Origin of the sequence: Streptomyces sp. NPDC002057 (genome assembly GCF_040296665.1) — a bacterium.
Classification (GTDB): Bacteria; Actinomycetota; Actinomycetes; order Streptomycetales; family Streptomycetaceae; genus Streptomyces.
In genome coordinates this window covers 322,535-349,210 of record NZ_JBEOXR010000001.1, presented here as the reverse complement: position 1 = coordinate 349,210, position 26,676 = coordinate 322,535, and the positions used below count along the sequence as shown (strand labels likewise).

Here is a 26,676-nt window from a genome sequence, read left to right as displayed (position 1 = left end):
CCGGGCGCGGCGGCTAGCTGAGGATGATCATGGAGCCCTGTGCCAGGCTCCGGGTCGCCGCCGCGTGCAGGCCGAGCCACACATGGCGCTCCCGGGCGAAGGGGCCGCCGTCCGGCGGGGTCGCCACGGCCGGCTCCTCCAGGGAGGTCGGCCGCTCCGGCGGCAGGGGGGCCGCCGGCGGGTTCGCCGGGTCGATGCCGATCGCGGGCGCCACGAACTGGAGCTCCCGCAGCAGCCCGTACGAGGAGCCGAGCGGCCCGCCGCCCTCCAGGAGCTCGTCGCTGGCGAGCGGTACCGGGAAGTCGACCGGGACGTACGCGCCCGCGTGGTCGTAATGCCAGACCAGGTGCGACTGCTGGGCGGTCGCCTCGAACATCTCCAGGAGCTGTTCGTAGTCGCCGCCGAGCTCACCGACCGGTTCGACCGGCAGCCCGCACATCTGGAGGAGGTACACCCGCCGCAGGAAGTGCAGGGCCTCGTAGTCGAAGCCGGCGATCGGGGCGACATCACCGGAGAGTCCCGGCATGTACGCGTAGACGGGCACGGTCGGCAGACCGGACGCGGTGAGCACGGCGTCGTACTGGGCGATCTCTTCGGCGAAGGGGTTGTCGGGGCTGTGGCACAGCACGTCGACGAGGGGGACCAGCCACAGGTCACAGGCCAAGGGAGGCTCTCTCTCCGTCAGTTGCGGGGGACGCTCGCGGGGCGTACGCCAGGCATTTGCAGGGACGGCCAGGTTAGTCGGCGCCCCACGGACACCGTCCACCCGCTGAGGAACTGCCCCCGGAGGCCCGGCCTCAACCCGAACTCGGGCCCCGGCCCCACGCGCCGCGCCACCGGTGCGCGCCGGCCGGCCCCGGCCTCAGCGGGCCCGAGCCTCCAGGTACCCCGCCCATTCCAGCGCGTGCGCGTTGTACTGCCGTACGACCGTCACGGCCGCCTGCGCGTCCCCGCGGGTGATCGCGTCGACCAGCTCGACGTGGTCGCTCCACAGCCAGCCCAGCATGTCCCGCTCGGAGCGCAGGTAGGGCACGGAGAAGACCCAGGCCTGGACGCGGAGCCGGTGCAGGAAGTCGGCGATGTGGTCGTTGGCGGAGACCAGGCGTCCCAGCTCGCGCCAGTAGCGGATGTCGTACCCGATGAGGATGTCGAGGTCCCCGGCGCGGGCCGCGCGGGCCGCCGCCTCGCCCCTGCGCCGGACGGAGACGAGCGCGACGCCGATCCCGAGGTCGGGTCGCGGGGCCGTGGCGGGGGGCAGCGGCACGGCGGGCGTGTGGCGGCGGAAGATGCCGTCGACGACGAGCATCCGGGCCTCGACCATGGCCCGGTAGTCGTCGACCGAGTACTGGTGGACGCGGAAGCCGCGGTGCTGGTCGGAGTCGAGGAGGCCCTGCGCGCAGAGGTCGACGAGGGCTTCGCGTACGGGGGTCGCGGACACTCCGTACTGCTCGGCGATCTGCTTGACCGTAAACTCCTCGCCCGGTTGGAGACGGCCCGCGAGCACCTCGTCACGGAGCGCGTCCGCGATCTGCTGTCGCAAGGTGTTGCGGGTGACAGCTCCGCTCGCGGGCATGGGTCGGCCCCCTCCGTCCGGCTCCGGACACCCTAGTCCAGACGGAAGGGGCCTCTCCGGGTCGCGGTCAGACGGTGTGCTCGTCGGCGACCGAGAGGGCCGCGTCGAGGGCCGCGAGGCCTTCCTTGGCCTCCGCCTCGGTGACGTTGCAGGCGGGGACGGCGTGGGTGCGGTTCATGTTGACGAAGGGCCACAGGCCGTTCTTCTTCGCCGCGGCGCCGAAGGCGGCCATGGGCGCGTTGGCCTCGCCGGCCGCGTTGTACGGGACGAGCGGCTCGCGGGTCTCGCGGTTCTTGACCAGGTCGAGCGCCCAGAAGACGCCCAGGCCGCGGACCTCGCCGACGGACGGGTGGCGCTCGGCGAGTTCGCGCAGGCCGGGGCCGAGGACGTGCTCGCCGATGTGGGCGGCGTTCTCGACGACCTTCTCGTCCTCCATCACCTGGATGGTGGCGACGGCGGCGGCGCAGGCGAGCGGGTGACCGGAGTAGGTCAGTCCGCCCGGGTAGGGGCGCTTGTCGAAGGTGGCGGCGATCTCGGCGTTGATGGCGACGCCGCCGAGGGGCACGTAGCCGGAGTTCACGCCCTTGGCGAAGGTCATCAGGTCGGGCACGACGCCGAAGTGCTCGGCGGCGAACCACGCGCCGGTGCGGCCGAAGCCCGCCATGACCTCGTCGAGGACGAAGACGATGCCGTACCGGTCGCAGATCTCGCGGACGCCGGCGAGGTAGCCGGGCGGCGGGGTCATGATGCCGGCGGTGCCGGGGACGGTCTCCAGGATGATCGCGGCGATGGTCGCCGGACCCTCGAAGGCGATCGTGTCCTCCAGGTGCTGGAGGGCCCGCGCGCTCTCCTCCGCCTCGGTGGTGGCGTAGAAGGGCGAGCGGTAGAGGAACGGCGCCCAGAAGCGCACGACGCCGGCCGAGCCGGTGTCGGAGGGCCAGCGGCGCGGGTCACCGGTGAGGTTGATCGCGGTGGAGGTGCCGCCGTGGTACGAGCGGTAGGCGGAGAGCACCTTCGTACGGCCGGTGTGCAGCCGGGCCATGCGGACGGCGTTCTCGACGGCCTCGGCGCCGCCGTTGGTGAAGAAGATCTTGTCCAGGTCGCCGGGGGTCCGCTCGGCGATGAGGCGTGCGGCCTCGGAGCGGACGTCGATGGCGAAGGCGGGCGCGAAGGTGGTGAGCTTCGCGGCCTGCTCCTGGATGGCGGCGACCACGCGGGGGTGCTGGTAGCCGATGTTGGTGTAGACGAGGCCGCTGGTGAAGTCGAGGTAGCGGTTCCCGTCGTAGTCCCAGAAGTACGAACCCTCGGCGCCGGCGACGGCGAGCGGGTCGATCAGGCCCTGGGCGGACCAGGAGTGGAACACGTGCGCGCGGTCGGCGGCCTTGACGGCGGCCCCGGCCTGGGGATCGGGTTCGATGACATGAGGGGTCATGGGTCGAGGGTAAGGAACCGCAGGTGGGAAGGGCCATGGCCATCTTGTCCACCGAGACCGGGGCGGACGCGACACCTTGTTCCCTCCCTCCGTGCCGTCGCCCTCCCCGCCGTCCCGCGCGGCTTCCCTCCCGCCTCCGGTACGGCTCGCCCACGGCTTGGACCCCCCTTCCATTGACAGCATGCTGTCGACATGACAGTCTTCTGTCATGGGAACCGAGAGCGACACCAAGACCGTCCACCTCGCCGTCTACGACACCCTCGCCGACTGGGAGACGGGCCACGCCACCGCCTGGCTCGCCCGCGCCGGCTACACGATCAGGACCGTCGGCCCGGTCGCCGGAGAGCCCGTCACGACCCTCGCCGGCATCCGGATCGTCCCCGACCTCGCGCTCGCCGACCTCGCGCCGGGGGACAGCACCCTGCTGATCCTCCCGGGCGCCGAGAAGTACGACGAGGGCGACGACCTGGCCCCGTTCACCGCCAAGGCCCGCGCCTTCCTCGACGCCGGGGTCCCGGTCGCCGCGATCTGCGGGGCCACGGCCGGCCTCGCGAAGGAGGGCCTGCTCGACGACCGCCCGCACACGAGCGCGGTCTCCTTCTACCTCGACGCCACCGGCTACAAGGGCGGCGCGCACTACACGGACGCGGACGCGGTGACCGCCCCCGGCGCGGCCGGGACCGGGGACCTCGTCACGGCGGGCCCCACGGAGCCGGTCGCCTTCGCGCGCGAGATCTTCGCCGTGCTCGGCGCGTACGAGGGCAAGCGGGACGCCTGGTACCGCCTGTTCCACGACTCGGACCCGGCGGCCTTCGCCGAGCTGAACTCCTGAGGACCCGGTGAGCCGCGCACCGCAGGACGCCCTCTCCCGTACGGCCCTGGGCGTCTTCCGTCTCAACGGCCAGTTCCTCGCCGTCTCCGAGGAACTGGCCGAACCGGCGGGCCTGACCGCCGCCTGGTGGCAGGTCCTCGGAGCCGTACTCCCCGAGCCGCTGCCCGTCGCCGGGATCGCCCGCGTCATGGGCATCACCCGGCAGAGCGTCCAGCGGATCGCGGACCTGCTGGTACGGGAGGGGCTCGCCGCCTACGAGCCGAACCCCGCCCACCGCCGCGCCAAGCTCCTCGCCCCCACGGAGGCCGGCCGGGCGGCGATCGGCCGGATCGAGCCGGGGCACGCGCGCCTCGCCGCCGCGCTCGTGGGGGAGCTGGGCGGCCAGGAGGCCTTCGACGAGACGGTGCGGGTGCTGGAGCGGCTGTCCGGGGCGCTGGAGCGGGCCGGGGGGACGTACCGGTCCTCGCCGGACCCGTCGGACCCCTCGGACCTTCCCTGAGGGCTCCCGACGCGTGCTCCGTCGCCGGGAGGTCCGTCCCGCCGGGGGGTTCCGCTCCCGCCCCGCACACGACGGCGGGCCCCACGTCGCCGTGGGGCCCGCCGCCAGGACCGCCGTTGTCCCCCGGCGGTGGCCGATCAGCAGTACAGGTTCGCCCCGGTGGGGACGCCCAGGATCTGGGTGAACTGCTGGTACTTGGTGACCCGGCTCTGGACCTGGGCCGGGTTCGCCCCGTTGCACTCCAGGGTGCCGTTGATGGAGCGGATGGTCTCGCCGAAGCCGGCGCCGTTGACGATGGCGTTGTGGCCGGTCATGGTGCCGGGGCCGCTCTGGGTGTTCCAGTACCAGAGGCCGGTCTGCATGGCGACGGACGGGTCCTGCTCGACGCGCCACGGGTTGTTCAGCAGGTCGATGCCGAGGGCGTCACCGGCGGCCTTGTAGTTGAAGTTCCAGGAGAGCTGGATGGGGCCGCGGCCGTAGTAGGCGGCCTGGCCGGCGGGGCAGCCGTAGGGCTGGTTGCGGTCGCAGTAGTGCGGGTAGTTGGCGGTGTTCTGCTCGACGATGTAGTAGAGACCGCCCGTCTCGTGGGAGACGTTCGCGAGGAAGGCCGCGGCCTCCTGCTTCTTCACCGTGTCGCTGCCGGTGTTGGCGAAGCCGGGGTAGGCCTTGAGGGCGGCGGTGAGGCCCGCGTAGGTGTAGAAGGGGTTCCGGTTCGGGAACATCTGGTTGAACTGGGCCTCGGAGACGACGAATCCGGTGGGGTTCGGCTGCTCGCCGCCACCGCCCGTGCCACAGGCGCCCTCGTCGCGCCAGACGTCGGAGGAGCCGGGACGCTCGTTCTGGGTCCACCACTTGGCGTACCAGTTGCGGCCGTTGTACGAGGCGGTCATGCCGCCGGTGTAGACGCTGCCGGAGTTCCAGGCGCCGACACAGGCGGGGGCGGCGCCCGCCGGGGCGGTGGGGAGGAGGACGGCGAGACCGACGGCCGTACAGAGCGCGGCCAGGAGGACGCCCAACTTGCGCAGCATGCGTGTTCCTTCCGGGTGGGGCCGGTGGGGGAAGCCACAGCGAAGCGCGATTGGTCTGGACCTGTCAAGGTCCAGACCAGAACTTGTGACGGACGGGGTGCGGACACGGAACGGCCCCGGGCCCGGAAGACCGGGACCCGGGGCCGCACCCGAGCGTCAGGACCGCAACGGGCCCGCGACTACAGCAGGTTGTAGATCTGGAAGCCGTGACCGATCTTGACCGGCTGCTGGAACGGCGCCGCGGCGCTGCCCGAACCCGAGTAGCGGAGCAGGTCGCCGTTGGGCTTGCGGGCGATCAGGTCCGACCGGCCGTCGAGGTCGAGGTCGCCGACCGAGAGGATCCGGTCGAAGGTGTTCCACCCGCCGCCGATCTTCGTACGGGCGGCGAAGGGGGCCTTGTAGTCGCCGGTGCCCTTGTAGAGCCACAGGACGCCGGTCTTGTCGCGGGCGACGATGTCGGCCTTGCCGTCACCGGTCAGGTCGCCCTGGCCCTCGACCTGGGTGTACTGACCCCAGCCGCCGCCGACCCGGTGACGCGGGGTGACCTTGCCGTTCGGGTAGGCGAGGTACGACCACAGGACACCGGCCTTGTCGACGCCGAGGAGGTCGGCCTCCTTGGCACCGCCGATGCTGCCGGGGGAGAGGACCGTGCGGTAGGTGTTCCAGCCCGTGCCGACCTGGACCTCGTGGAAGTTCAGCTCCTCGTCGATGTAGGTGTAGTCGATGGTGCCGTCCTTGTAGACGGTCCAGCCACCGTCGGCCGAGCCGTCCTTGTCGTTGTCGACGTCGATCGAGTCGGCCCACTCGGGCACCGGGATCGCGATGTGGTCGCGGGGCTCGAAGCCACCCGCGTAGTTCGGGAAGTACAGGTAGAACTCGAAGCTCTGCTTGTGGACGGCCGTCAGGGCGAAGCTCGGCGTCTCGACCGGAGCGTCGTCGGCGGCGAGCGCCCCCGCCCGGGCGGACTCCCGGACCTGCTGCCGCTCGGCCACGGCCTCGGCGCGCGCCCGGCCGGCCGGGTCGCCGGCGGCGAAGGCCGTACCGGCGGTGGCGGCCAGGGCGACCGTGGCGGCGGTGGCGGCGAGGGCGCCCCGGAGCACGCGGCTACGTCGGATGGTCATGATGATTCCCCCCTGGGATTCATTCCTCAGATGTGGTCGACGGCGACGCGCTCGCGCCACCGCCGGACACCGGAAGCCTCTCACGGGGGTACGACAACACCCGGGCCGGGCCCGGGTGTTGTGGGATCGGACGGAGTCGGGTCAACGGAGTCGGACGAACGGGGCCGGATCAGCGGGTTCGATCAGCGGGGCCGATCGGCCGGGCCGGATCGACGGGGTCAGATCAGCAGCACGATCCGGCCGGGGCGGCGGCCCGCCTCCGCGCGCCGGTGGGCCTCGGCGGCCGACTCCAGGGGGAGGACGTCCGCCACCCGGGTGATCAGCTCCCGGTTCGCCACCTTCTTCAGCGTCTCCGTCAGTTGGGCGGCGTCCGGCCGGGCCCGGACCGGCTCCACGCGGATGTTCCGCTCCCCGGCCGGCTCCTGACCGGGGACGAGCGCGACGAAGACCCCGTCGTCCTTCAGGACCGGGAGGAGCGCGCCGCCGGTGAACGATCCGTCGAAGACCGCGTCCACCCGCTCCGGATCGCCCTCGACCACCCGCGCGACCACCTCCTCCGGCGTTCCGCGCTCGACGACGTGCGCCGCGCCGAGGACGTTCAGTTCCCGCTCGTCGCCCTCGTGGGCGACGGCCACCACCCGCAGCCCGGCCGCCGCGGCGTACTGGACCGCGAGACGGCCCACCACCCCGCTCGCACCGGTCACCAGCAGCGTCGAACCCTCCGGGAGCCGCAGCCGGTCCAGGCCCTGCTGCGCGGTCAGCGAGGCCAGAGGGACGGACGCGGCCACGGTGAACTCCACGTCGTCCGGGATCGGGGCCAGCCAGGCCGGATCGGCGAGGATCACCTCCGCGTACGTGCCGTGCCCCGTCAGCTCCTCGTACCAGGGCACGAAACCGGCCACACGGGTCCCCTCCGCCATCCCGGGCACGGGGTCGAGCAGGGTGCCCGCGAAGTCCGTCCCCAGGACGAACGGGGGCTTGAGGTCGCCGACCACACCGGCGTACTCACCGGCCCGGATCCGCAGGTCGGCCTGGTTCACACCGACCGCCTTGAGGCGCACCCGCACCTTGCCGGGCTCGTCCCCGGCCTCCGGTTCGGGCCGGCGGGCCATTCTGAGCACCTCGGGTCCGCCGTAGGCGGTCACTTCGACGACACGCATGGGGTACTCCTCAGACAGAAGGCCCCCTCGTGGCCATTACACCCACGCTCCCCACCCCCGGCAACCTCTGATGACCCGCCCGCGTCGGTTCGCTCCCGGGCCCGGCTGACGGAAGGAAGAACTCCAGGTGGCAGTCGGCGACGTACCCCCCGTCACCGCACACGTGTCCGTACCGTCGCGCGGGTGGACTGGCTCACCGCTGAGAACCTCATCGCCGTGCTCACCGCGCTCCTCGGTGTCCTCGTCTCGACCGGCGCCGTCTGGTACGAGCGGCGCGTGCCGCACCAGCGGCGCGTCGGCTACCGCGTCCAGCTGGACACGGCCATCGGGAACGCCGCCGCCGACGGCGCCCCGACCGGCGCCGTCGTCCGGCGCGGCTTCTTCAACGCGAGCCCGGACCTGTCCGACGCCACCCTCGTCCTGCTCCGGATCGAGAACGACGGAGCCCTGTCGATCACCCGCGAGCACTACACCGACGGTGACGACCACGGGCTCACGGTGGAGTTCGGCGGACGGCGGCACGTGAAGGCGGTCGTCGTCACCGCGCCCGACCACCCCCGGCTGCTCAGCCACTTCCCCGACACCTGGACCGGCCCCGCGGAGGGCGCCACCAGCATCCTGCTGCCCAAGGTGCCGCTCAACCGGGGCTCCCACTACAAGCTGCTCGTGCTGCTCGCCGGCGGCCCCATCGGCAGCCCCGTCACGGTCGACGGCAACATCGCCGAGGGCCACGTCCACCTCAACCACAGCACCACCCCCGACGACAAGGCGCCCGTCTTCAGCCGGGTCGCCCGGACCGTCACCGTCGTCCTCACCGTCTGCGTGGTCGCCCTCGCGGCGATCATCGTGCGGGAGCAGGAGCCGCCGCCGATCGGCTGCGCCCGGGGCACCCTCACCGTCACCGGCTCCACGGCCTTCGCGCCCGTCGTGCGGGAGCTCGCGAGGAAGTACGAGAAGGACTGCGAGGGCGCGACCGTGGTCGTCGAGGCGCACGGCTCGACCGCCGGGATACGGGCGCTGGCCGAGGCCGGGGCGAAGTCGGCCAAGGGCTCCCCCGCCGTCGTCGCGCTCTCCGACGGGCGCAAGCCCGGCGGCTACCCGCAGCTGCGGGAGAGCATGGTCGCCGTCTCCCTCTTCACCCTCGTCGTCCACGACGGCATCCCCGTCGACGACCTCACGCTCGACGAGATCCGCCGCGTCTACCGGGGCGAGATCACCAACTGGAGCACGCTCGTGCCCGGCCTGGACCAGCCCGTCCTGCTGGTCAGCAGGGACGCCGGCTCCGGCACCAGGGAGGTGTTCCAGCGCCGGGTCCTGGGCCGCAACGAACCCGCCCACTCCTCCCGGGACTGCGAGCACGCCGACGACCCCGAGGCCGAGGTCATCCGCTGCGAACTCGACTCCACGGAACAGGTCCTGGCCACCGTCGCCCGGCTCCCCGGGGCCATCGGCTACACCGAACTGCGCTCCGGCAGCGGCCTCAAGGGGCTGCACCGGGTCGCGATCGACGGGCGGCGGCCCGTCCTGGAGGAGCTGGGCGAGTCGGGCTACCCGTACCGGGAGATCGAGTTCGCCTACACCTGGGGCGAACCGCCGGCGGACTCGCTGACCTCCAGCTTCCTCACCTATCTGAACCGGGGCAGCGGTCAGGACGTCGTCCGCACCCACGGCCACCTGCCCTGCGCCACCCCGAAGGGGCTGCGGATCTGCGGGGACGGGTGACGCGCGGTCTGGCATGCTCTGACGACGTGGAGCCTTTGAACGCGGAAGACCCGGTCAGCATCGGCCCGTTCCGTCTGCTCGGCCGCCTCGGGGTCGGGGGAATGGGCCGGGTGTTCCTGGCGCGTTCGGCCCGCGGACGGACGGTCGCGGTGAAGGTGGTGCACGCGGAGCTGGCGGCCCAGGACGAGTTCCGGCGCCGGTTCGCCCGCGAGGTCGCCGCGCTGGAACGGGTCGGCGGCACGGGCACCGCGCCCGTGCTCGGCTCGGACACCGACGCCGAGTCGCCGTGGGTCGCCATCGGCTACGTGCCGGGGCCCTCGCTGCGGACCGTGGTCGGCGACGAGTTCGGGCCGCTGCCGCCCGTGACCGTGAAGGCGCTGGCCTCCGGGCTCGCCCGTGCCCTCGTCCACATCCACGCCGCGGGGCTCGTCCACCGCGACCTCAAGCCTTCGAACGTACTGCTGACCGTCGACGGCCCCCGGCTCATCGACTTCGGGATCGCCCGCGCCGTCGACACCGTCGCCGACGGCGGCAACCTGACCACCACCGGGGCCGTCGTCGGCTCCCCCGGCTTCATGTCGCCCGAGCAGGTGCGCGGCGACCGCCTCACCCCGGCGTCGGACGTCTTCTGCCTCGGCACGGTCCTCGCCTACGCGGCGACCGGCCGTTCCCCCTTCGGGACGGCGGACAGCGGCGTCCACGCCACCATGTTCCGCATCGCCCACGACGAGCCCGACCTGACGGATCTCGCCCCCGAGCTCTCCGGACTGATCCGCGCCTGCCTCTCCAAGGAGCCGGCGGGCCGCCCCTCCGCCGCCGAGATCGCCGAGACCCTTCCGGTCCCCGACCCCTGGCTGCCGGCGGACGTCCTCGCCCGGCTCGGCCGGCACGCGGCCCGGCTCCTGGAGGCGGAGACGGACAGCGCGACCGGGACCGGAACCGGGGAGATGGCCGGGACCGGGGCGGGAACCGGGACCACGGGTCCCGCGTCCGGCGACCCGGCCACGCCCCTTCCCGTACCGTCCACCGCCTCCACGGCGCCCCGGTCCCCGTCCCGCGCCCCCGGCCGCCCCCGCCGCACCGCCCTCATCGCCGGCCTCGCGGCCCTCGCGGTGGCGGCCGCGGCCACCGTCACGTACGCCCTCTGGCCCGACCCGGACCCCGGCGGCGCACAGAGGAACCGGGGCGCGGGCGGGACCGACGGCGTCTCCGCCCGCCCCTCCGGGATCGTCCCGTCCACCTTCCTCGGTGCCTGGGAGGGCGTGCTCCAGGGCTCCCCCGACCACCCGAGGGAGACCGCCCGGATCGAGATCTCCCAGGGCGCGGCGGGCGCCAAGAACGCCGTCTACGTCCAGGTCACCGAGAACCGGCTGTGCATGGGCCGCTCCCGGCTCGTCTCGGCCGACGAGGACAAGGTCGTCTTCGGCGAGTCCGACGTGACGACCAGCGTGCCCGCCCAGCGCTGCGTGCCCGCCGCCCACCAGACCCTCACCCTGCGCTCCCCCGACGTCCTCGAATGGAGCTCGGGCGCCGCGAAGGCCACCTTCCGCAAGGCCCCCACGGGCACCGAGGTCGTCCCCGCCCGCTACCTCGGCCGCTGGTCACGCATCCCCGCGCCGGAGGTCTACGGCGAGAACGACGACCGCTACACCTCACAGGTCACGATCACCCAGGGCCCGGTCGGCGCCACGGTGGTCGGCGTCATCAACGGCTATCCGCGCACCGTCGACGGCGTGCCCACCTCGGAGGACTGGTACTGCGGCACCACGGCCGTCCTCGCGGGCGTCGGCAACCTGCTGATCATCGGCCCGACCACCCGGGACACCACCGCCTGGGACCGCGAATGCCAGGAGGGCCTCGCCGGCTACCTGCTCGTCGACAAGCTGAAGGGCAAGGACCGGCTCCTCATGTACCCGATGCTCGACGGCGAACCGAACGAGTACTACCGGAGCCAGTAGTTCCGGGGGCGGTGGGTCCGGCGGGTCCCGTGGGTCCGGCGGGTCCCGTGGGTCCCGTGGGTCCCGTGGGTCCCGTGGGTCCCGTGGGTCCCGTGGGTCCCGTGGGTCCGGCGGGTCCCGTGGGTCCGGCGTGGACATGCCGAGGGCCCGCACCCCGGCGAACGGGATGCGGGCCCTCGGGCGTCCCGCCTACAGGAAGGAGTTGATCTCGATCGTCTCGGTGCGGCCGGGGCCGACGCCGATCGCGGAGATCGGGGCGCCCGACATCTCCTCCAGGGCCTTCACGTACGCCTGCGCGTTCTTCGGCAGGTCGGCGAAGGTCTTGGCCTTGGTGATGTCCTCGGACCAGCCCGGGAGCATCTCGTAGATCGGCTTCGCGTGGTGGAAGTCGGTCTGCGAGTACGGCAGCTCCTCGACGCGCTTGCCGTCGATCTCGTACGCGACGCAGACCGGGATCTGCTCCCAGCCGGTGAGCACGTCGAGCTTGGTGAGGAAGAAGTCGGTCAGGCCGTTGACCCGGGTCGCGTACCGCGCGATGACCGCGTCGAACCAGCCGCAGCGACGGTCACGGCCGGTGGTGACACCGCGCTCGCCGCCGATGCGGCGCAGCGCCTCGCCGTCCGCGTCGAAGAGCTCCGTCGGGAACGGGCCGGCGCCGACACGGGTCGTGTACGCCTTGAGGATGCCGATGACCCGGCTGATCTTCGTCGGGCCCACGCCGGCGCCGGTGCAGGCGCCGCCCGCGGTCGGGTTCGACGAGGTGACGAAGGGGTACGTGCCGTGGTCCACGTCCAGGAGCGTGCCCTGGCCGCCCTCGAAGAGCACGACCTTGTCCTCGTCGAGCGCGTTGTTGAGGATCAGCGTGGTGTCCGCGACGAACGGCTTGATCTGCTCCGCGTACTGGAGCATCTCCTCGACGATCTGCTCCGCGTCGATCGCGCGACGGTTGTAGAGCTTGGCGAGCAGCTGGTTCTTGCCCTCCAGCGCCGCCTCGACCTTCTGGACGAGGATCGACTCGTCGTACAGGTCCTGGACCCGGATGCCGACGCGGTTGATCTTGTCGGCGTAGGTCGGACCGATGCCGCGACCGGTGGTACCGATCTTGCGCTTGCCGAGGAACCGTTCCGTCACCTTGTCGAGGGTGACGTTGTACGGGGTGATCAGGTGGGCGTTACCGCTGATCAGGAGCTTGGACGTGTCGACGCCACGCTCGTTCAGTCCGCTCAGCTCGGAGAGCAGGACCGCCGGGTCGACGACGACACCGTTACCGATCACCGGGGTACACCCCGGCGACAGGATTCCGGAAGGGAGAAGATGCAGCGCGTACTTCTGGTCGCCGACGACGACGGTGTGGCCGGCGTTGTTGCCGCCCTGGTAACGCACTACATAGTCAACGGATCCACCGAGGAGATCGGTGGCCTTTCCCTTGCCCTCGTCACCCCACTGAGCACCGAGCAGCACAAGTGCGGGCACAGGCGTACACCCCTTCCGGGTGGGGCATGTCCAAGGTCAGGGGCCGAGGCCGCCTCACCGGTGTGCCCCGGAATAGACGAAGCCCCTGGCGCAATAGCGCAAGGGGCTCTTGCACAAAGATGCTACCCGAGGAAGGACCGAGGTGTCGGCTCACGACCAGCTGCTGGTGGTCATCGACCCGGTCGCCCGCCGAAGTGACGGCGAGTCCGTACGGATCGCGAAAGATGTCCTGTCCGCGGGCGCGGAAGCGAAGATCTGCCTTCCGGACAGCCCGGAGGAGTTCGCCCGCGCCCTGTCCCGGCGCGGCGCACGGCGCCCCGTGGTGATCGGGGACGACCGGGCGCTGCTGCGTACGGTGGCCCTCCTCCACCGGGAGCGGGAGCTCGCCGGAGGGGCCGTCTCCCTCGTCCCGATCGGCCATCCCGACGCCCTGCAAGTCGCCCACGCGCTCGGCGTGCCGCGCTCCACCCCGGCGGCGGCGCGGGCGGTGCTCCACGGGACGGTGCGGCGCCTGGACCTCCTCGTCGACGACAGCGACGGCGTCGTCCTCCGCGGCCTCCGCATCCCCGGCGTGCCCGCCGTCCCGGCGCTCTCCTCGGCGGCCCCGTCCGTCTGGGGCACCTGCCGCTCCCTGGTCCGCACCCTGGTCCGCCCGGCCCCGACGGCCCTCGCCGTCCGCGCGCTCCGGCTGCGGGTCGAGGCGGACGGCGTGCTGCTCGCCGATGTCGACACGCTCCTGGACAGCCTGACCGTCCGCTCGGTGCGGGGCGCCGCCGAGGTGACCGTCCACCCGTCGGCCGCCCCGCCCCGGCACGCCGTCGCCCGCACCCTCACGGTCTCCGGCCCGGACTTCCGCTACCGCGCGGACGGCCGCCTCACGGGCCCGGTCCGCCGCCGGACCTGGACGGCCAGAGCGGGCGCCTGGGGCCTGACCCTGCCCCGGGGCACCACCCCGGAGGCGGTCCCGGACGACCTGGGGGCCACCCCTTAGGCCCGGAGGGGGCGCCCCTGGGCGTCCGGAGAAACCTGGGGTTCGCCGAGGGGGCCGTGGTCCTCCCAGGGGAGCACCTCCACCGTCTCCAGGGGCCACCGGCGGTCCCTGTCCCTGTCGGGACGCCGGGCCTCGGCCTCGCGGACGTGCTCGGTGTGCCACCGCACCTGTTCCCGGTGGAGCGCGGGACGGGACAGCCGGGCGACGGGTGGGTGACAGGCCGCGATCACCTGCGCCAGGACGAGTGTCGTCCCGGCGTCGCTCAGGGGGTCGCCGGGACGCTCGTGCGGGACGCCGTACCACTCGGCGACCTTCTCCAGCGCGCGTCCGCCCGACCGGTTGGGTTCGGTGTGGCGGTCCAGGACGAGGGGGTCGCACAGCGGCGCCAGGCCGCGGGCGAGGCGGTCGGACAGCGGCGTGAGCCCGTGCCGGAGCAGCTCGGTCTCCAGCGTGGTGAACACGAAGGGCGCGTGCCAGACGACCAGGGGATCCTTGGTCGCCAGATGTCCGGCGAGCACGGCCGCGAGCTCGTCGAGCGCTTCGGCCGCCGGTTGCCCGTCCCGGCGCGCGTGGTCCACCGAGATGCCGTGGTTCTTGCGGGGCGCGACGGAGACGGGGTCGGTGCCGGGGTCGACGAGCCAGGAACGGCGGGTCCCGTCGCTGAGCCGCACGGCCGCGCCGAGGATCCGGTCGACACCGTGGCGGTTGCCGGTGGTCGCGATGTCCACGGCCATGAGCCGGCGCCGGTGCCAGCCCGGGTGGCGGCCCCGGGGCGGCGGCGCGGGCTCGCGTACGTGCTCACGGTGGTAGACGTCCCACCCGCCGTGGCCGGCGTGCACGAGGACGCCGAGACCGGCGGGAACGGTCGAGCCGCAGACCCCGCACTCGGCCTCCCTCTGGTTGGCGCGCAGCGCGGAGGGGTCCGACGTGGTGCCGTCGGGGTCGGGCTCGGGGGCGTGGGCGGGGTGGTAGACCACCCAGCCGCCCCACGCGCTGCGGAGCAGCGTTCCGGCCTGTGCCTCGACGTCCTCGCCGCACCGGGCGCAGCGGCCCGCGTAGTGGTTGGTCCGTACCGGGTCGTTCACTGCCTCACCTCGCCGGTCGCCTCGCGTGGAGGTGATGGACACCAGCTTCTCGGATCGGCGGCGGCGACGCGAGCGTTTCGCCGAGGCCCGCGGCGCGGCCCCGCCGGGACCGGCTCCGGGCCTCGGGAGGGCTCGTCCGAGGGCGGCCTCACACCTCCACCAGGAGCTCCTCGAACCCCCGGATCACGTATCCCGGCTTCCGTACCGGCTCCGCCGCCAGGCGCATTTCCGGGGCGCGGCACAGCAACTCGCCGAAGACTGCGGTGAGTTCGAGGCGGGCGAGCGGGGCGCCGAGGCAGTAGTGGATGCCGGCGCCGAAGGTGATGTGGGGGTTGTCGGCGCGGGTGAGGTCGAGGGTGTCGGCCGTCGGGCCGAAGCGGGCCGGGTCGCGGTTGGCGGAGCCGAAGAGGAGGGCCACCTCGGAGCCGCGCGGGAGGGTCACGCCTCCGATCTCGATGTCGTCGAGGACCCAGCGCTCGAACATCTGGAGCGGGGTGTCGTAGCGGAGAAGTTCGTCCACAGCTGTGGACAACTTTTCGGGATCCGGCCGGACGCCCTCCCGGAGCAGCGTCCACCAGCCGTTGACCGTGGTGTTCACCGTGGCCTCGTGGCCCGCGTTCAGGAGGAGGACGCAGGTGGAGATCATCTCCTGCTCCGTCAGCTCCTCCACGGCGACGAGCCCCGAGATCAGGTCGTCGCCCGGGGTCCTCCGGCGCCGTGCGATCAGCTCCCGCAGATAGTCCGAGAACGCGACCGAGGCCTCGACCGCCCGACGGGCCGTCTCCTCCGAGGGGTTGAGCTCGAACATCCCGCAGATCGCCGCCGACCAGGGCCGCAGCCGCCCCCGCTCCTCGTCGTCCTCGGGAATGCCCAGCATCTCGGCGATCACCGCGACCGGCAGCGGCTCCGCGACGGCGGCCTGGAGGTCGCCGCCGCCCGCCGCGACCAGCTCCCCGACCAGATCGGCGGCGAGCCGCCGTACCGTCGGGGCCAGGTTCTCCACCGTCCTCGGTGTGAACGCCTTCGACACCAGGCGCCGGATCCGGCCGTGGTCGGCCGCCTCCAGGTCGAGCAGCCCGTGGTCGTTGAGCGTGTGGAAGGGCTCGTGCGCGGCGGCCGGGGCCTCCTGCCCGAACTCCTCGTGGGTGAAGCGGTGGGTGTACGTGCGCCCGAGCCGCCGGTCCCTGAGGAGCGCCGACACGTCCGCGTGGTGCGGGATCAGCCACTGGCGGGTCGGGCCGTGCCAGTGGGCACGGCCCGCCGCCCGCAGCTCGGCGTAGGCGGGGTACGGATCGGCGACGAACTCCGGGGACCAGGGGTCGTACACAGTGTCAGCAGCGTCCATGGGCGGACGCTACCCCCGCCGGGGCCTCAGCCGCCGACCCTCACCAGACCCGCCTCGTACGCGAACACCGCCGCCTGCGTCCGGTCCCGCAGCCCCAGCTTCACCAGGATGCGGCTCACGTGCGTCTTGATCGTGGACTCGGCGACGACGAGGTGTTCGGCGATCTCGGAGTTCGACAGGCCCTGGGCGATGAGCACGAGGACCTCCGTCTCACGCTCCGTCAGCTCCCCGATCCGCGCCATCGCGGGCGGGCGCGGGGAACTCCCGGGCGCCTTCGCGAACTCGTTGATCAGCCGCTTCGTGACGGTCGGCGCGAGCAGCGCCTCGCCGGCCGCGACCACCCGCACCCCGTCCGCGAGCTGCCGGGCCGAGGCGTCCTTGAGCAGGAAGCCGGAGGCACCGGCGCGCAGCGCCTGGTACACGTACTCGTCCAGGTCGAAGGTGGTCAGGACGAGGACCTTGGCGTCCGCGTCGGCGGCGACGATCTCCCGGGTGGCCTCGATGCCGTTCAGCTCGGGCATCCGGATGTCCATCAGGACGACGTCGGGGTGGAGGGCGGCGACCTGGGCGATCGCCTCCCGGCCGTTGACGGCCTCGCCGACGACCTCGATGTCGGGCATCGCGCCGAGCAGCACCGAGAAGCCCTCGCGGACCATGATCTGGTCGTCGACGATCAGTACGCGGATCACCGGTCGGTCTCCTCACGGGTCTCTTCACGGGTCTCTTCACGGCTCACGGGGATGAACGCGGCCACCTCGTAGCCACCGTCCGCGGTGACCTCGGCCGTCATCTCCCCGCCGAGCATCGTCACACGCTCCCGCATGCCGGTGAGGCCGTGACCCGCGCCCGGCGAGGGCTTGACCAGGCCGCGGGCCGGTCCGTTGGCGATGCGCAGTCCGAGACCGCCCAGGACATAGCTGACCTCGACCTTCGCGGCGGCGCCCGGCGCGTGCCGCAGCACGTTCGACAGGGCCTCCTGGACGATGCGGTACGCGGAGAGCTCCACGCCCTGCGGCAGCTCCCGCACCGCGCCGGTCACCGTCCTGTCGACGACGAGCCCGGCCTCGGTGACGTTGCGGACCAGGGTGTCCAGGTCGCCGAGGGTCGGCTGCGGGGCGTCGGGGGCCTCGTAGTCCTCGGCGCGCACGACTCCGAGGATGCGGCGCAGCTCGGTCAGCGCGGCGACCGCGTTCTCGCGGATGGTGAGGAAGGCCTGCTCCAGCTCCGGCGGCGGGTTCTCCACCCGGTACGGGGCGGCCTCCGCCTGGATGGCGACCACCGACATGTGGTGGGCGACGACGTCGTGGAGTTCGCGGGCGATGGTGGTGCGCTCCTCCAGGACGGTCCGCCGGGAGCGCTCCTCGGCGGTCACGGTCTGCTGGGCGGTGACCTCGCGGTCGGCCTGGCGGCGGACCTGGAGGACGGTGACGGCGAGCAGGACCAGGGCGGCGACGAAGAGCATCGGGACGGAGTCGGAGCTCCGGCCGACGCCGAGGAACATCTCCGTGAAGAGGCAGTAGGCGGCCGTCACGAGCCACATCCACGCCGAGGCGCGGGGCCGGGAGCGGGCGGCGACCACGCCGAGGACCACGAGGTGGGAGAAGAACGTGATGTGCGACCAGGGCCAGCCGGCGTTGTAGCCGGCGAGGTAGCCGATGACGGGCGCGGTGGCGAGCGAGGCCCAGAAGGCGAGGACCGGCCGCACCAGGGTGAGCAGCACGATCGCGGGCGGGGTGCAGACGAGCACCAGCGTCAGCGGGGCGAAGGTGGTGTCGAACTCCTCGTACGCCATGGCGAAGGAGATCATGGCGAGGAACGCCACGACCGCGTGCGGGAACAGCCCGAGGTGCGGTCGTATCCCCTTCGGGAAGAAGCGGGCCACCTTGGGGTTCACGTCGACCGGCTGGAGCGGCCGGTAGGCCACCGCGTCGTGGAAGAGTTCCTGCCGCAGCCCGCCGAGGACGACCTGGACCAGGTGGAACTCGGGGGCGCGGCTCGTCTCGGGGGTCTGTGTCTGAGTCACGTCGACCACGGTACGGGGGCCGCCGGGACCGGTCGTCCCGCTCGGTACGGATCCTGATCCGTCCCCCCTGAGTACTACGAGGTCCCCCGCTCCCTCACCAGGCCAGCTGGGCGATCTCCTCCGCGACCACCGCGCAGGCGTCCGCCGCCGGGTCGATCAGGGGGAAGTGGCCGACCTCTTCGAGGAGCGTGAGGCCGATCGTCTCGCCCGCGTGCGCGGCCGCCTCCACGTAGGCGTCGGCGACGCCGTACGGCACGTCGACGTCCTCGCGGCCCTGTACGACGGTGGTCGCGATGCCGGTCGGCAGCAGCGCCGACGGGTCGGCGTGGGCCGCCCGTTCCTCGTACGCGGAGGCATCGCCGAGCAGTTCGGTGACCGCGCCGCCGCACACGCCGAGCTCGACCGCCCGTCCGAAGTGGGCGATCGGGGCGAGGGCGACGACCCCGCGGAGGGCGGGCGGGGCGGGCAGCCGCCACGGGGAGCCGACGGGCAGGACGTGCCGGGCGGCGGCCCAGAGGGCGAGGTGGCCGCCGGCCGAGTGGCCGGTGAGCACGGTCCGCGCGGGGTCGGCCCCCGGCAGGTGCGCGGCGGCCAGCTCCGGGAGGGCGTCGAGCGCGGCGGCCACGTCGTCGAAGGTCTCGGGCCAGCGCCCGGCGACCGGGGCCGCGCCACCCTGTCGGGGGATGGCGCCGCCGCGCCGGTACTCGACGTTGGCCACGGCGAAGCCCCGGCGGGCCAGGAAGTCCACGAAGGGGGTCAGGTGCCGCCGGTCGTACAGCGCCCGCCAGGCACCGCCGTGCAGGGCGACGACGAGCGGCGCCCGCGCGGGTCCGCCGTGCGGGGCGTAGAAGTCGATCACCTGGTCCGGGTGGTCGCCGTAGGCGGCGGTGGCGTCGGGGGCGACGGCCGGGTGCGAGAAGGCGGACGCCTCTTCGGCGGCGCCGCGCGCGGCGGGGTCCGGCATGCTGTTCCAACCTCTCGGGTACGGGGCCGGATTGGCCTGACCTGCGGGGACGGTACCAGGAGTGGAGCCCCCGCAGATCAGGCGATCATCGGACCGTCGTCCCTCAGGCGGGGAGGTCGGTCAGGACCTCCGAGAGGATCCGCGCCGCCCGCTCCGCGTCGGCGAACCCGACGTACAGCGGGGTGAAGCCGAACCGCAGGACGTCGGGGCGGCGCAGATCGCCGACGACGCCGCGCCTGATCAGCTCGGCCATGACGGCGGGCGCGTTCGCGCAGCTCAGCGCGGCCTGGCTGCCGCGCTCCCGGTGCGCCTCGGGCGTCGCGGTGGCGACGCGGCCCTCCGGCACGTACGCGCGCACGCACTCCAGGAAGAAGTCGGTGAGCGCGAGGGACTTGGCCCGTACGTCCTCGATCGCGACCCCGTCCCAGACGTCGAGCGCCGCTTCGAGGGCCAGCATGGAGAGGATGTCGGGCGTGCCGACCCGGCCCCGCACGGCGCCCGCGGCCGCCTCGTACCCGGGGGTCATGGCGAACGGGTCGCTGTGCGAGTTCCAGCCGGGCAGCGGCGAGTCGAAGGCGGCCTGGTGGCGCTCGGCGACGTACAGGTAGGCCGGCGAACCCGGCCCGCCGTTCAGGTACTTGTACGTGCAGCCGACGGCCAGGTCGACCCCGTGGGCGTCCAGGCCGACCGGCAGGGCGCCCGCGCTGTGGCACAGGTCCCAGACGGCGAGCGCGCCCGCCGCGTGCAGGGCCGCGGTGATGCCGGGCAGGTCGTGGAGCCGGCCGGTGCGGTAGTCGACGTGGTTGACGAGCGCGGCGGCGGTGCGCGGTCCGACGGCCGCGGCCATGCCGGCCGGGTCGACGGGCACGATCCGGTGACCCGTCATCCGCGCCGCGGACTCCGCGATGTACCCGTCCGTGGGAAAGGTCGTCGCGTCGACGAGGATCTCGTCGCGGCCCTCACCGGCGAGCCGGGCGGCGGCGACGACCGCCTTGAAGACGTTCACGCTGGTCGAGTCGCCGACCACGATCTGTCCGGGGGCGGCGCCGACGATCGGCGCGATCCGGTCGCCGATCCGCTCGGGCGCGGTCCACCAGCCGGACTCGTCCCAGGAGCGGATGCGCAGCTCGCCCCACTCGCGGGTGATGACGTCGGCCATCCGGGCGGGGACGTGGGCGGGCAGCGCGCCGAGCGAGTTGCCGTCGAGGTAGACGGTCCCGGCGTCGAGGGCGAACCTCTCGCGGTGCTTGCCGAGTTCGTCGGCGGCGTCGAGGGCGAGGGCGCGCTGTGACAGGGTCTCGTCCCCGTGCGGATCGGACGTGCCCCCGGTCCCGGGCACGGTGGTCGTCTCAGACATGGCTGCGCGCCGTCCACAGCTCGGGGAACACGTTCTTCTGGGCCCGCTTCTCCAGCCAGGCCACGCCCGCCGAACCGCCGGTGCCGGTCTTCGCGCCCATCGCGCGCCGGGTCGCCACCAGGTGGTCGTTGCGCCAGCGCCAGACCAGTTCGGCGACGTCGCTCAGGGCCTCGCCGAGCCGGACGAGCTCGCCGTTCTGGTCGGCGTCCGCGTAGATGCCGGCCCAGACCGCCTCGACCTCGGCGGAGGGCTCGTAGCGCTGTGCCAGGTCGCGGCCGAGGACCGCGGCCGGGACGGGCAGGCCGCGCCGGGCGAGCAGCCCGAGGACCTCGTCGTACAGGCTCGGCTCGTGGAGCGCCTTCTCCAGCTCGGCGTGGACGCGGGGGGCGCCCCGGTGCGGGACGAGCATGGAGGCGGACTTCTCGCCGAGGAGGAACTCCATCCGCCGGTACATCGCGGACTGGAAGCCGGAGCCCTCGCCGAGCGCGGACCGGTAGGCGTTGAACTGGCCGGGGGTGAGCTGGGCGAGGGGACGCCAGGAGTGGTTGAGGGCCTCCAGCTCGCGCACGGAGCGCTTGAGGGCGTCCATGGCGACGGGGATGTCGTCCTCGCGCAGGGCGCGGCTCGCGGTCTCCCACTCGTGGACGATCACCGTGAACCACAGCTCCATGACCTGGGTGGTGACCAGGAAGACCATCTCGCCGGGGTCGTCCGAGCGGAGGTGCTGGAGGTGGGTGAGGACGTCCGCCTGTACGTAGTCCTCGTACGGCGTCGTGCCGGCGAAGTCGAGGTTCGGGTCTACGGCGACCGAACCGGCTCCGGCATCGGGGAAGGTGGACATTTCTGTCTCCTCGATACGTATTACCGGGTAGCGGTCCGCTCCACCGTGCGTACGTCGTTCCGTACGGCACGGGAGCCCCGGTCCCCTCGGGGGGCGCGCTTCGTCGCGCGCCGTCCCAAGCGCATCATGACACGATCGGCCCGGTGATGTAGCTCCCGTCTTCGTCATACGGAAACGCGTTCGAGCGACATCCGTCCAGCCCCTTGATCTGCTGCATCATCGCGGGGGCGGGCCTGCCCGGGCCCGGGCAGCCCATGTGCTCCCGGATGCCGATCTCGTGCCCGACCTCGTGGTTGATGATCAGGTGCCGGTACTCGGCGGCCTCCCCGGCGAAGGTCGGCGAGCCGAGCATCCACCGCTTGAGGTTCACGACGACCCCGTCGGTGGTCTCGCAGTTCAGCTCGCCGCCGGTGTCCATGCCCTGCGCGAGGCAGAGGGCGTCGGCCGTGTCCGGGGTGGCGATCCGGATGACGAAGTCGGCGTTCTCGGAGACCAGCTGGAAGCGGCCCCGGCCGTGCGCGGCCCAGCCGCGCGGATGCGCCAGGATCCGCTGGATCTCGGCGGCCGTCGCGGGCGCCGACAGCGGGATGCCCTTCTCGACCTCGACCCGGTAGCGGCGCAGGACGCCACCGTCCCCGACCGGCTCGCCGGAGGCCCGCGCGGTGGTGAAGGTACCGGCGCCGGACTGCGGCACGGCGGGCTTCTGCTTCGGCGGGGTGGACCTCTTCTTCGGCGGGAGCACGGCCTTCACCGGCGGCTTCGTCGTCGGCGCTGGCTTCCTCGGCTGCGCCGTCGTGGGCCGGGGCGCGGGAGCGGCCGTCGTCGGGGCCGGGCTCTCCGTCGTCGGGACCGGTGCGGGGAGGGTGGCCGGCGGCGGCGCCGACACCGCCGGGGGCGGGTCCTCGAAGTGGGCGAGGGCGGCCCCCGCGCCGAGCGCGACCGTCATCAGGGCCAGCGTCGGCAGCGCGATCCGGGAACCGGACCTCCGCCTTCTGCCGGTACGTCGCCGTCCTGCGGGTGCTGCGCGTTTGCCCACGACAGAATTCCCCCCTCGGGTCCTGCGGTCCCGGGGATCGTACCGGCCGTTTCGAACGCCCTTTCCCCCACGCGGGGGAAAGGGCGTCCGTCGGGCACCGGGGGAACGTCAGCCGAGCGTCTCCGCCGCGGTCTCCGAGGAGTCCCGCAGGAAGGTCGAGCAGCGCTCGTACTCGTCCTTCTCGCCGATCTCGCCGGCCGCGCGGGCCAGCGCGTGCAGGGCGCGCAGGAAGCCGCGGTTCGGCTCGTGCTCCCACGGCACCGGGCCGTGGCCCTTCCAGCCGTTGCGGCGCAGCGAGTCGAGGCCGCGGTGGTAGCCGGTACGGGCGTAGGCGTACGACTCGACGACCGCGCCGCGCTCGTACGCGTCGTCGGCGAGCTGGGCCCAGGCGAGCGAGGAGGTCGGGTACTTCGCGGCGACGTCCGCCGGCGCCGTGCCGTTCGCGAGCAGCTCGCGCGGCCCCGGGTCGTCGGGCAGGTGGGTGGGGGCCGGTCCCCCCAGAAGGTTCTCGTGGATGGCCATGGGGCCCAGTCTGCCTCAGTCCCGAGGGCCACAGTCCCCACGTCCGGCTCCCGCGCACGGCCGGGCCCCGCCACCGCTCCGGCCCCGGCGCGCGCACGGCGCCCGCACCTCGGCCCCGCGCCCGCTTCCCGGAGCGCACGGCCGGGTTCAGGCCGACGCGTCCCGCTGTCCCGGGTCCAGCGGTGGCGACGTCACCCCGCAGTGCACCCGGCACTCCGGGTGGCAGTCCGCCCGCGCCGGCGTCCGCATCGTCGTCCAGGCGATCACCGCGCCCACCACCAGGATCCCCGCACACATCGGCATCGCCCGCCGGAACGTCGCCCCGAACTCCTCCGCCGAGCGGTACGCCTCCGGGCCCATCCCGGCGAGCAGCGGCAGCGCCGCCACCGCGAGCAGGCCGGCCGCCCGCGCCGCCGCGTTGTTGATGCCGCTCGCCAGGCCCGCCCTGGACACGTCCACCGAGGCGAGCACGGTCGCGGTCAGCGGCGCGACCAGCGCCGTCATGCCGAGCCCGAGCACCAGAACGGCCGGCAGGACGTCCCGGACGTACGAGGCGTCCTCACCGACCCGGAGCATCAGGAGCATGCCCGCGGCGCACAGCAGCGGCCCCACCGTGAGCGGGATCCGGGGCCCGATCCGCTCCCCCACCTCCCCGGACTTCGCCGAGAGCAGCAGCATCAGGACGGTCGTCGGCAGCAGGGCCGTACCGGCGCCGAGCGCGGAGTAGCCGGACACCACCTGGAGCTGGAGGGCGGCCAGGAAGAAGAAGCCGCCGAACGCGGCGTACACGCACAGGGTGACCAGGTTGACCGAGGTGAACATCCGGGACGCGAAGATCGACGGCGGGGTCATCGCCGCCTCCCCGCGCCGCCGCTCCACCACCACGAACCCGGCCCCGACGACGATCCCGGCCGCCCCCGCCCACCAGGCCGCGCCGATCAGCCCGTACGTCACGAGGGCGAGCGCCGCCGCGCCCAGGGCCGCGCCGAGCACGTCGAAGCGGCCGTGCGCGGTCTCGTCCCGCGACTCGGGCACGTGCCGCAGGGCCACGGGGACGCAGAGGGCGGCGAGCGGCACGTTCAGCAGGAACACCCACCGCCAGCCCGGCCCGTCCACCAGCCAGCCGCCGACGAACGGCCCGATCGCCGCCCCGACACCGCCGAAGCCGGACCAGAGCCCGACCGCCCTGGCCCGGTCGTCCTGGTGGAAGCTCGCCTGGATCAGCGCGAGGGAGCCGGGGGTGAGCAGCGCCCCGCCCACGCCCTGGAGGGCGCGGGCGGCGATCAGCACCCCGGCGTTCGGGGCGAGGCCGCAGAGGAGCGAGGCGAGCGCGAACCACACGACCCCGATGACGAAGACCCGGCGCCGCCCGTACCGGTCGCCGAGCGCCCCGCCGAGCAGGATCAGCCCGGCCAGGGTCAGCATGTAGGCGTTGACCGTCCACTGCAGGACGGCCAGGTCGGCGCCCAGGTCCTCGCCGATGTGGGGCAGGGCGACGTTGACGACGGTGGAGTCGAGCAGCACCATCCCGGAGCCGAGGACGGTCGTGAACACGATCCATCGCCCGGTCCCCGAGGCCATCCGCACGTCCCGCACGCCCATGGATGCATGGTCCCCCGAACGCCGGAGCCCCGCCCACCGGAATCCGAGGAGACGGTGGACGGGGCAGCGGTGGCCGAGGGGTCAGCGGGTGACGTTGAAGTACTTCCACGCGCCGTGGATCGTGGTGTTCACGTTGTCGCCGGACACGCCGTCCACGTACGCCGTGCGGACCCGGGCGCGGACGCCTGCCGCTCCGGCGCCGTCGAACAGGATGTACGCCATGCCGCCGCTGTCGAGCCGGACGTACTCCTCGGAGCCCGTGCGCCAGGCACCCGCGTACCAGACCTGGACCTCGTACTTGGTCGTGCGGCCCGGGTACGGGTTGTTCCACGCGGTGACCAGCACGTCGCCGGTCTGGTGGTACGTCTGGTACCAGATGGTGCCGATCTTCGACCACTTGTAGTGCCGGGACAGCGAGGTCGTCAGACCGGCCCGGGTGTACACGGTGGAGCCGACGTGGGCCCGGCCGGAGCGGGTGTCACCGGCGAAGTCCGCGGTCACCCAGGTGTCGCGGGTCATCCGGGTCGTCACCGACAGCTTGCCCGCCGAGTTGACCGTGCCGCGCTTGAGCAGCCGCTTGGGCTCCGAACCGTACGGGTCGGCCCAGATCTCGACCACGCGGTTCCGGTACGACCAGCCGAGGGACGCCGTGTACGTCACGTTGGTGCCGTAGTCGACGGTGCGACGGTTCTGGTCCAGCTTCAGGTACGTCGAGAACGGCGTGACCTGCACGGCGGCCGTCCCGGTGGAGTACGCGTGCTTGGCGTCGCCCGGGTACGCGACCCGGTACGAGACCTTTCCGGCCGCGGCCGGGGTGTCCGGGAACGAGAACGTGCCGTTCGCCGCCGTCGGCCGCGTCCCCAGCGCCTTGCCGCCCGGGTTCTCGGCGTCGTACCGCGTCACGGTGAGCGGAGTGCCGGACGGCAGCCGCAGCGTGGAGGCGACCGAGCCGGAGACGGTGAGCGGCTTGTTGATCGGCGCGCCGGACGGGACCTTCACCGTCACGGTGACGGCGTGGAGCTTCGGCGACGTGTAGATCCGGAGCGAGTACGCCGACTGGCCCGGCAGCTGCACCGGGACGAAGAGGCGGGTGCTGTCGGGCGCCCACTGCATCCCGTCGTACGCGGGCCAGGACCGCGTGTCCCGGACGCTCGCCGGGGTCCCGGAGCCGCCCGCGAAGACGAAGACGTCACCGACGTCGTCACGGTCGCCCGTCGCGCCGGCCACGGTGCCGTCCGGGGCGACGGCCACGCCGCCCTCCGAGCTCCAGGAGACCGGGAAGGACTCCAGCTCGGAGAGGTCGGTCAGGCTGAGCCGGGTGAGTGAGGTGACCCGGTCCGCCGCGACGACGCTCTTGCCGTCGGGGGCGATCTCGATGTCGTTCACGAACCCCTGGCGCTGGGTGGACGTGCGGGCGACCGGCGTACCCGAGCCGGTGTCGTACACGACGATCGGGCCCGAGCTGATGGCGCCGTCGGCGGCGACGAGCGTGCCCGGCGCCGCCGGGTGGGTGCGGAGCGTGGGCGGACTCGACCAGTCGGCACCCGTCGTGAGGGCCAGGGCCACGGTCGGCACGGCCGTGGTCAGATCGACCGAGCCGAGCTCCGAGTCCCAGTTCTCGCCGTAGCCGAACCAGAGGCGGCCGTCGACCGCCGCGACGGTCGACGGCTTGGTGCCCTGCCCCGTCGGGTACTCGGCGGTGACGGCCAGCCGCTCCGTGTCGATGGCGACGAGCTTGTCCGCGTTCTCCAGTGCCGCGTACACCGTGCCCGAGTCGGCGGAGAGGTCGAGGTCACGGACGTAGGCCAGATCGGGGATGGCCTTGACGAACCGGCCCGCGAAGTCGGTGACGACGACGCGGCTGTTGTACGTGTCGCTGAAGTACAGGCGCTGGTGGACGCCGTCGACGACCATGTCGCCGACGGTTCCGACGTTCAGCGGCACGACCGAGTCGGCGGCGGCGGGTGCCGCCGAGCCCGCGACCAGCGCCGCGGAGCTGAGAAGGACCGCGAACGACGTCGCGGCGGAGAGAGCGCGCTTGCGCACGATGAAGAGCCCCCCAAAGAGCATGGTTCCGGCCCCTCAACACGGGGCACGGTGCACGAAGACTAG

General features: G+C 73.1%; 23 protein-coding genes. 5 read left to right on the top strand and 18 right to left on the bottom strand.

Annotated features, from left to right (window positions below; translation table 11 throughout):
* Positions 1-13 precede the first annotated feature (13 nt).
* The 3 genes from ABT129_RS01615 to ABT129_RS01605 form a co-directional block, all read right to left on the bottom strand.
* Positions 14-664: a putative DNA-mimic protein gene (locus ABT129_RS01615; RefSeq protein WP_351895189.1), complete on the bottom strand. Its 651-nt coding sequence runs from the start codon at positions 662-664 to the stop codon at positions 14-16.
* 198 nt (positions 665-862) lie between these two features.
* Positions 863-1,573, bottom strand: a complete 711-nt coding sequence (locus ABT129_RS01610; protein WP_351895186.1) for a GntR family transcriptional regulator — start codon at positions 1,571-1,573, stop codon at positions 863-865.
* Between the two features lie 67 nt (positions 1,574-1,640).
* Positions 1,641-3,005, bottom strand: a complete 1,365-nt coding sequence (locus ABT129_RS01605) for an aspartate aminotransferase family protein (protein WP_351895185.1) — start codon at positions 3,003-3,005, stop codon at positions 1,641-1,643.
* Between the two features lie 208 nt (positions 3,006-3,213).
* Here ABT129_RS01605 and ABT129_RS01600 point away from each other — a divergent pair, with 208 nt between their 5' ends.
* Complete coding sequence (locus ABT129_RS01600) at positions 3,214-3,837, top strand: DJ-1/PfpI family protein (RefSeq protein WP_351895182.1); 624 nt, start codon at positions 3,214-3,216, stop codon at positions 3,835-3,837.
* 7 nt (positions 3,838-3,844) lie between these two features.
* Positions 3,845-4,336 carry a MarR family winged helix-turn-helix transcriptional regulator gene (locus tag ABT129_RS01595; RefSeq protein WP_351895180.1) on the top strand — a complete coding sequence of 164 codons (492 nt, stop codon included), beginning with the start codon at positions 3,845-3,847 and terminating at the stop codon, positions 4,334-4,336.
* 137 nt (positions 4,337-4,473) lie between these two features.
* On the opposite strand, the gene ABT129_RS01590 is transcribed toward ABT129_RS01595, so the two are convergent.
* From ABT129_RS01590 to ABT129_RS01580, 3 genes are all read right to left on the bottom strand, one after another.
* On the bottom strand, positions 4,474-5,364 hold the full coding sequence (locus ABT129_RS01590) for a glycoside hydrolase family 19 protein (protein ID WP_351895179.1): 891 nt from the start codon (positions 5,362-5,364) through the stop codon (positions 4,474-4,476).
* Positions 5,365-5,543: 179 nt separating this feature from the next.
* On the bottom strand, positions 5,544-6,485 hold the full coding sequence (locus tag ABT129_RS01585) for an FG-GAP repeat domain-containing protein (RefSeq protein WP_351895176.1): 942 nt from the start codon (positions 6,483-6,485) through the stop codon (positions 5,544-5,546).
* A 218-nt stretch (positions 6,486-6,703) separates the two neighbouring features.
* Entirely contained in the window at positions 6,704-7,645 is a 942-nt protein-coding gene (locus tag ABT129_RS01580; RefSeq protein ID WP_351895174.1) for an NADP-dependent oxidoreductase, read from the bottom strand.
* Positions 7,646-7,828: 183 nt separating this feature from the next.
* On the opposite strand from ABT129_RS01580, the gene ABT129_RS01575 reads away from it, so the two are divergent.
* The gene (locus tag ABT129_RS01575) at positions 7,829-9,367 is read left to right on the top strand and encodes a substrate-binding domain-containing protein (RefSeq protein WP_351895172.1); all 1,539 of its coding nucleotides are present in this window, start codon (positions 7,829-7,831) and stop codon (positions 9,365-9,367) included.
* 26 nt (positions 9,368-9,393) lie between these two features.
* Positions 9,394-11,325, top strand: a complete 1,932-nt coding sequence (locus ABT129_RS01570; protein ID WP_351895169.1) for a serine/threonine-protein kinase — start codon at positions 9,394-9,396, stop codon at positions 11,323-11,325.
* Positions 11,326-11,514: 189 nt separating this feature from the next.
* Here the strand turns inward: ABT129_RS01570 and ABT129_RS01565 are convergent, their stop codons facing one another.
* Positions 11,515-12,798: an adenylosuccinate synthase gene (locus ABT129_RS01565; protein ID WP_187621778.1), complete on the bottom strand. Its 1,284-nt coding sequence runs from the start codon at positions 12,796-12,798 to the stop codon at positions 11,515-11,517.
* 142 nt (positions 12,799-12,940) lie between these two features.
* Between ABT129_RS01565 and ABT129_RS01560 the strand changes: the two genes are divergently transcribed.
* Positions 12,941-13,789 (top strand): diacylglycerol kinase, encoded by an 849-nt coding sequence (locus tag ABT129_RS01560; RefSeq protein ID WP_351895167.1) that lies wholly within the window; start codon positions 12,941-12,943, stop codon positions 13,787-13,789.
* Here ABT129_RS01560 and ABT129_RS01555 read toward each other — a convergent pair.
* The 11 genes from ABT129_RS01555 to ABT129_RS01505 form a co-directional block, all read right to left on the bottom strand.
* Complete coding sequence (locus ABT129_RS01555) at positions 13,786-14,874, bottom strand: 3'-5' exonuclease family protein (protein ID WP_351895166.1); 1,089 nt, start codon at positions 14,872-14,874, stop codon at positions 13,786-13,788. The genes ABT129_RS01560 and ABT129_RS01555 overlap by 4 nt on opposite strands.
* A gap of 148 nt (positions 14,875-15,022) precedes the next feature.
* Positions 15,023-16,219 carry a cytochrome P450 gene (locus tag ABT129_RS01550; RefSeq protein ID WP_351895163.1) on the bottom strand — a complete coding sequence of 399 codons (1,197 nt, stop codon included), beginning with the start codon at positions 16,217-16,219 and terminating at the stop codon, positions 15,023-15,025.
* Positions 16,220-16,245: 26 nt separating this feature from the next.
* Positions 16,246-16,908, bottom strand: a complete 663-nt coding sequence (locus ABT129_RS01545; protein WP_351895161.1) for a response regulator — start codon at positions 16,906-16,908, stop codon at positions 16,246-16,248.
* Positions 16,905-18,251 (bottom strand): sensor histidine kinase, encoded by a 1,347-nt coding sequence (locus ABT129_RS01540; RefSeq protein ID WP_351895159.1) that lies wholly within the window; start codon positions 18,249-18,251, stop codon positions 16,905-16,907. Before ABT129_RS01540 ends, ABT129_RS01545 begins: the two co-directional genes overlap by 4 nt.
* Positions 18,252-18,336: 85 nt before the next feature.
* Entirely contained in the window at positions 18,337-19,206 is an 870-nt protein-coding gene (locus tag ABT129_RS01535; RefSeq protein WP_351895157.1) for an alpha/beta hydrolase, read from the bottom strand.
* A 103-nt stretch (positions 19,207-19,309) separates the two neighbouring features.
* Complete coding sequence (gene kynU, locus ABT129_RS01530) at positions 19,310-20,563, bottom strand: kynureninase (RefSeq protein WP_351895155.1); 1,254 nt, start codon at positions 20,561-20,563, stop codon at positions 19,310-19,312.
* Positions 20,556-21,404 carry a tryptophan 2,3-dioxygenase gene (locus ABT129_RS01525; RefSeq protein ID WP_351895152.1) on the bottom strand — a complete coding sequence of 283 codons (849 nt, stop codon included), beginning with the start codon at positions 21,402-21,404 and terminating at the stop codon, positions 20,556-20,558. Before ABT129_RS01525 ends, kynU begins: the two co-directional genes overlap by 8 nt.
* A 124-nt stretch (positions 21,405-21,528) precedes the next feature.
* The gene (locus ABT129_RS01520) at positions 21,529-22,440 is read right to left on the bottom strand and encodes a DUF3152 domain-containing protein (protein WP_502981611.1); all 912 of its coding nucleotides are present in this window, start codon (positions 22,438-22,440) and stop codon (positions 21,529-21,531) included.
* Positions 22,441-22,548: 108 nt separating this feature from the next.
* Positions 22,549-22,962 carry a DUF3151 domain-containing protein gene (locus ABT129_RS01515; RefSeq protein ID WP_351895148.1) on the bottom strand — a complete coding sequence of 138 codons (414 nt, stop codon included), beginning with the start codon at positions 22,960-22,962 and terminating at the stop codon, positions 22,549-22,551.
* 147 nt (positions 22,963-23,109) lie between these two features.
* Positions 23,110-24,564, bottom strand: a complete 1,455-nt coding sequence (locus tag ABT129_RS01510; RefSeq protein ID WP_351895145.1) for an MFS transporter — start codon at positions 24,562-24,564, stop codon at positions 23,110-23,112.
* Positions 24,565-24,645: 81 nt separating this feature from the next.
* Positions 24,646-26,634: an Ig-like domain repeat protein gene (locus ABT129_RS01505; RefSeq protein WP_351895143.1), complete on the bottom strand. Its 1,989-nt coding sequence runs from the start codon at positions 26,632-26,634 to the stop codon at positions 24,646-24,648.
* Positions 26,635-26,676: the final 42 nt, after the last annotated feature.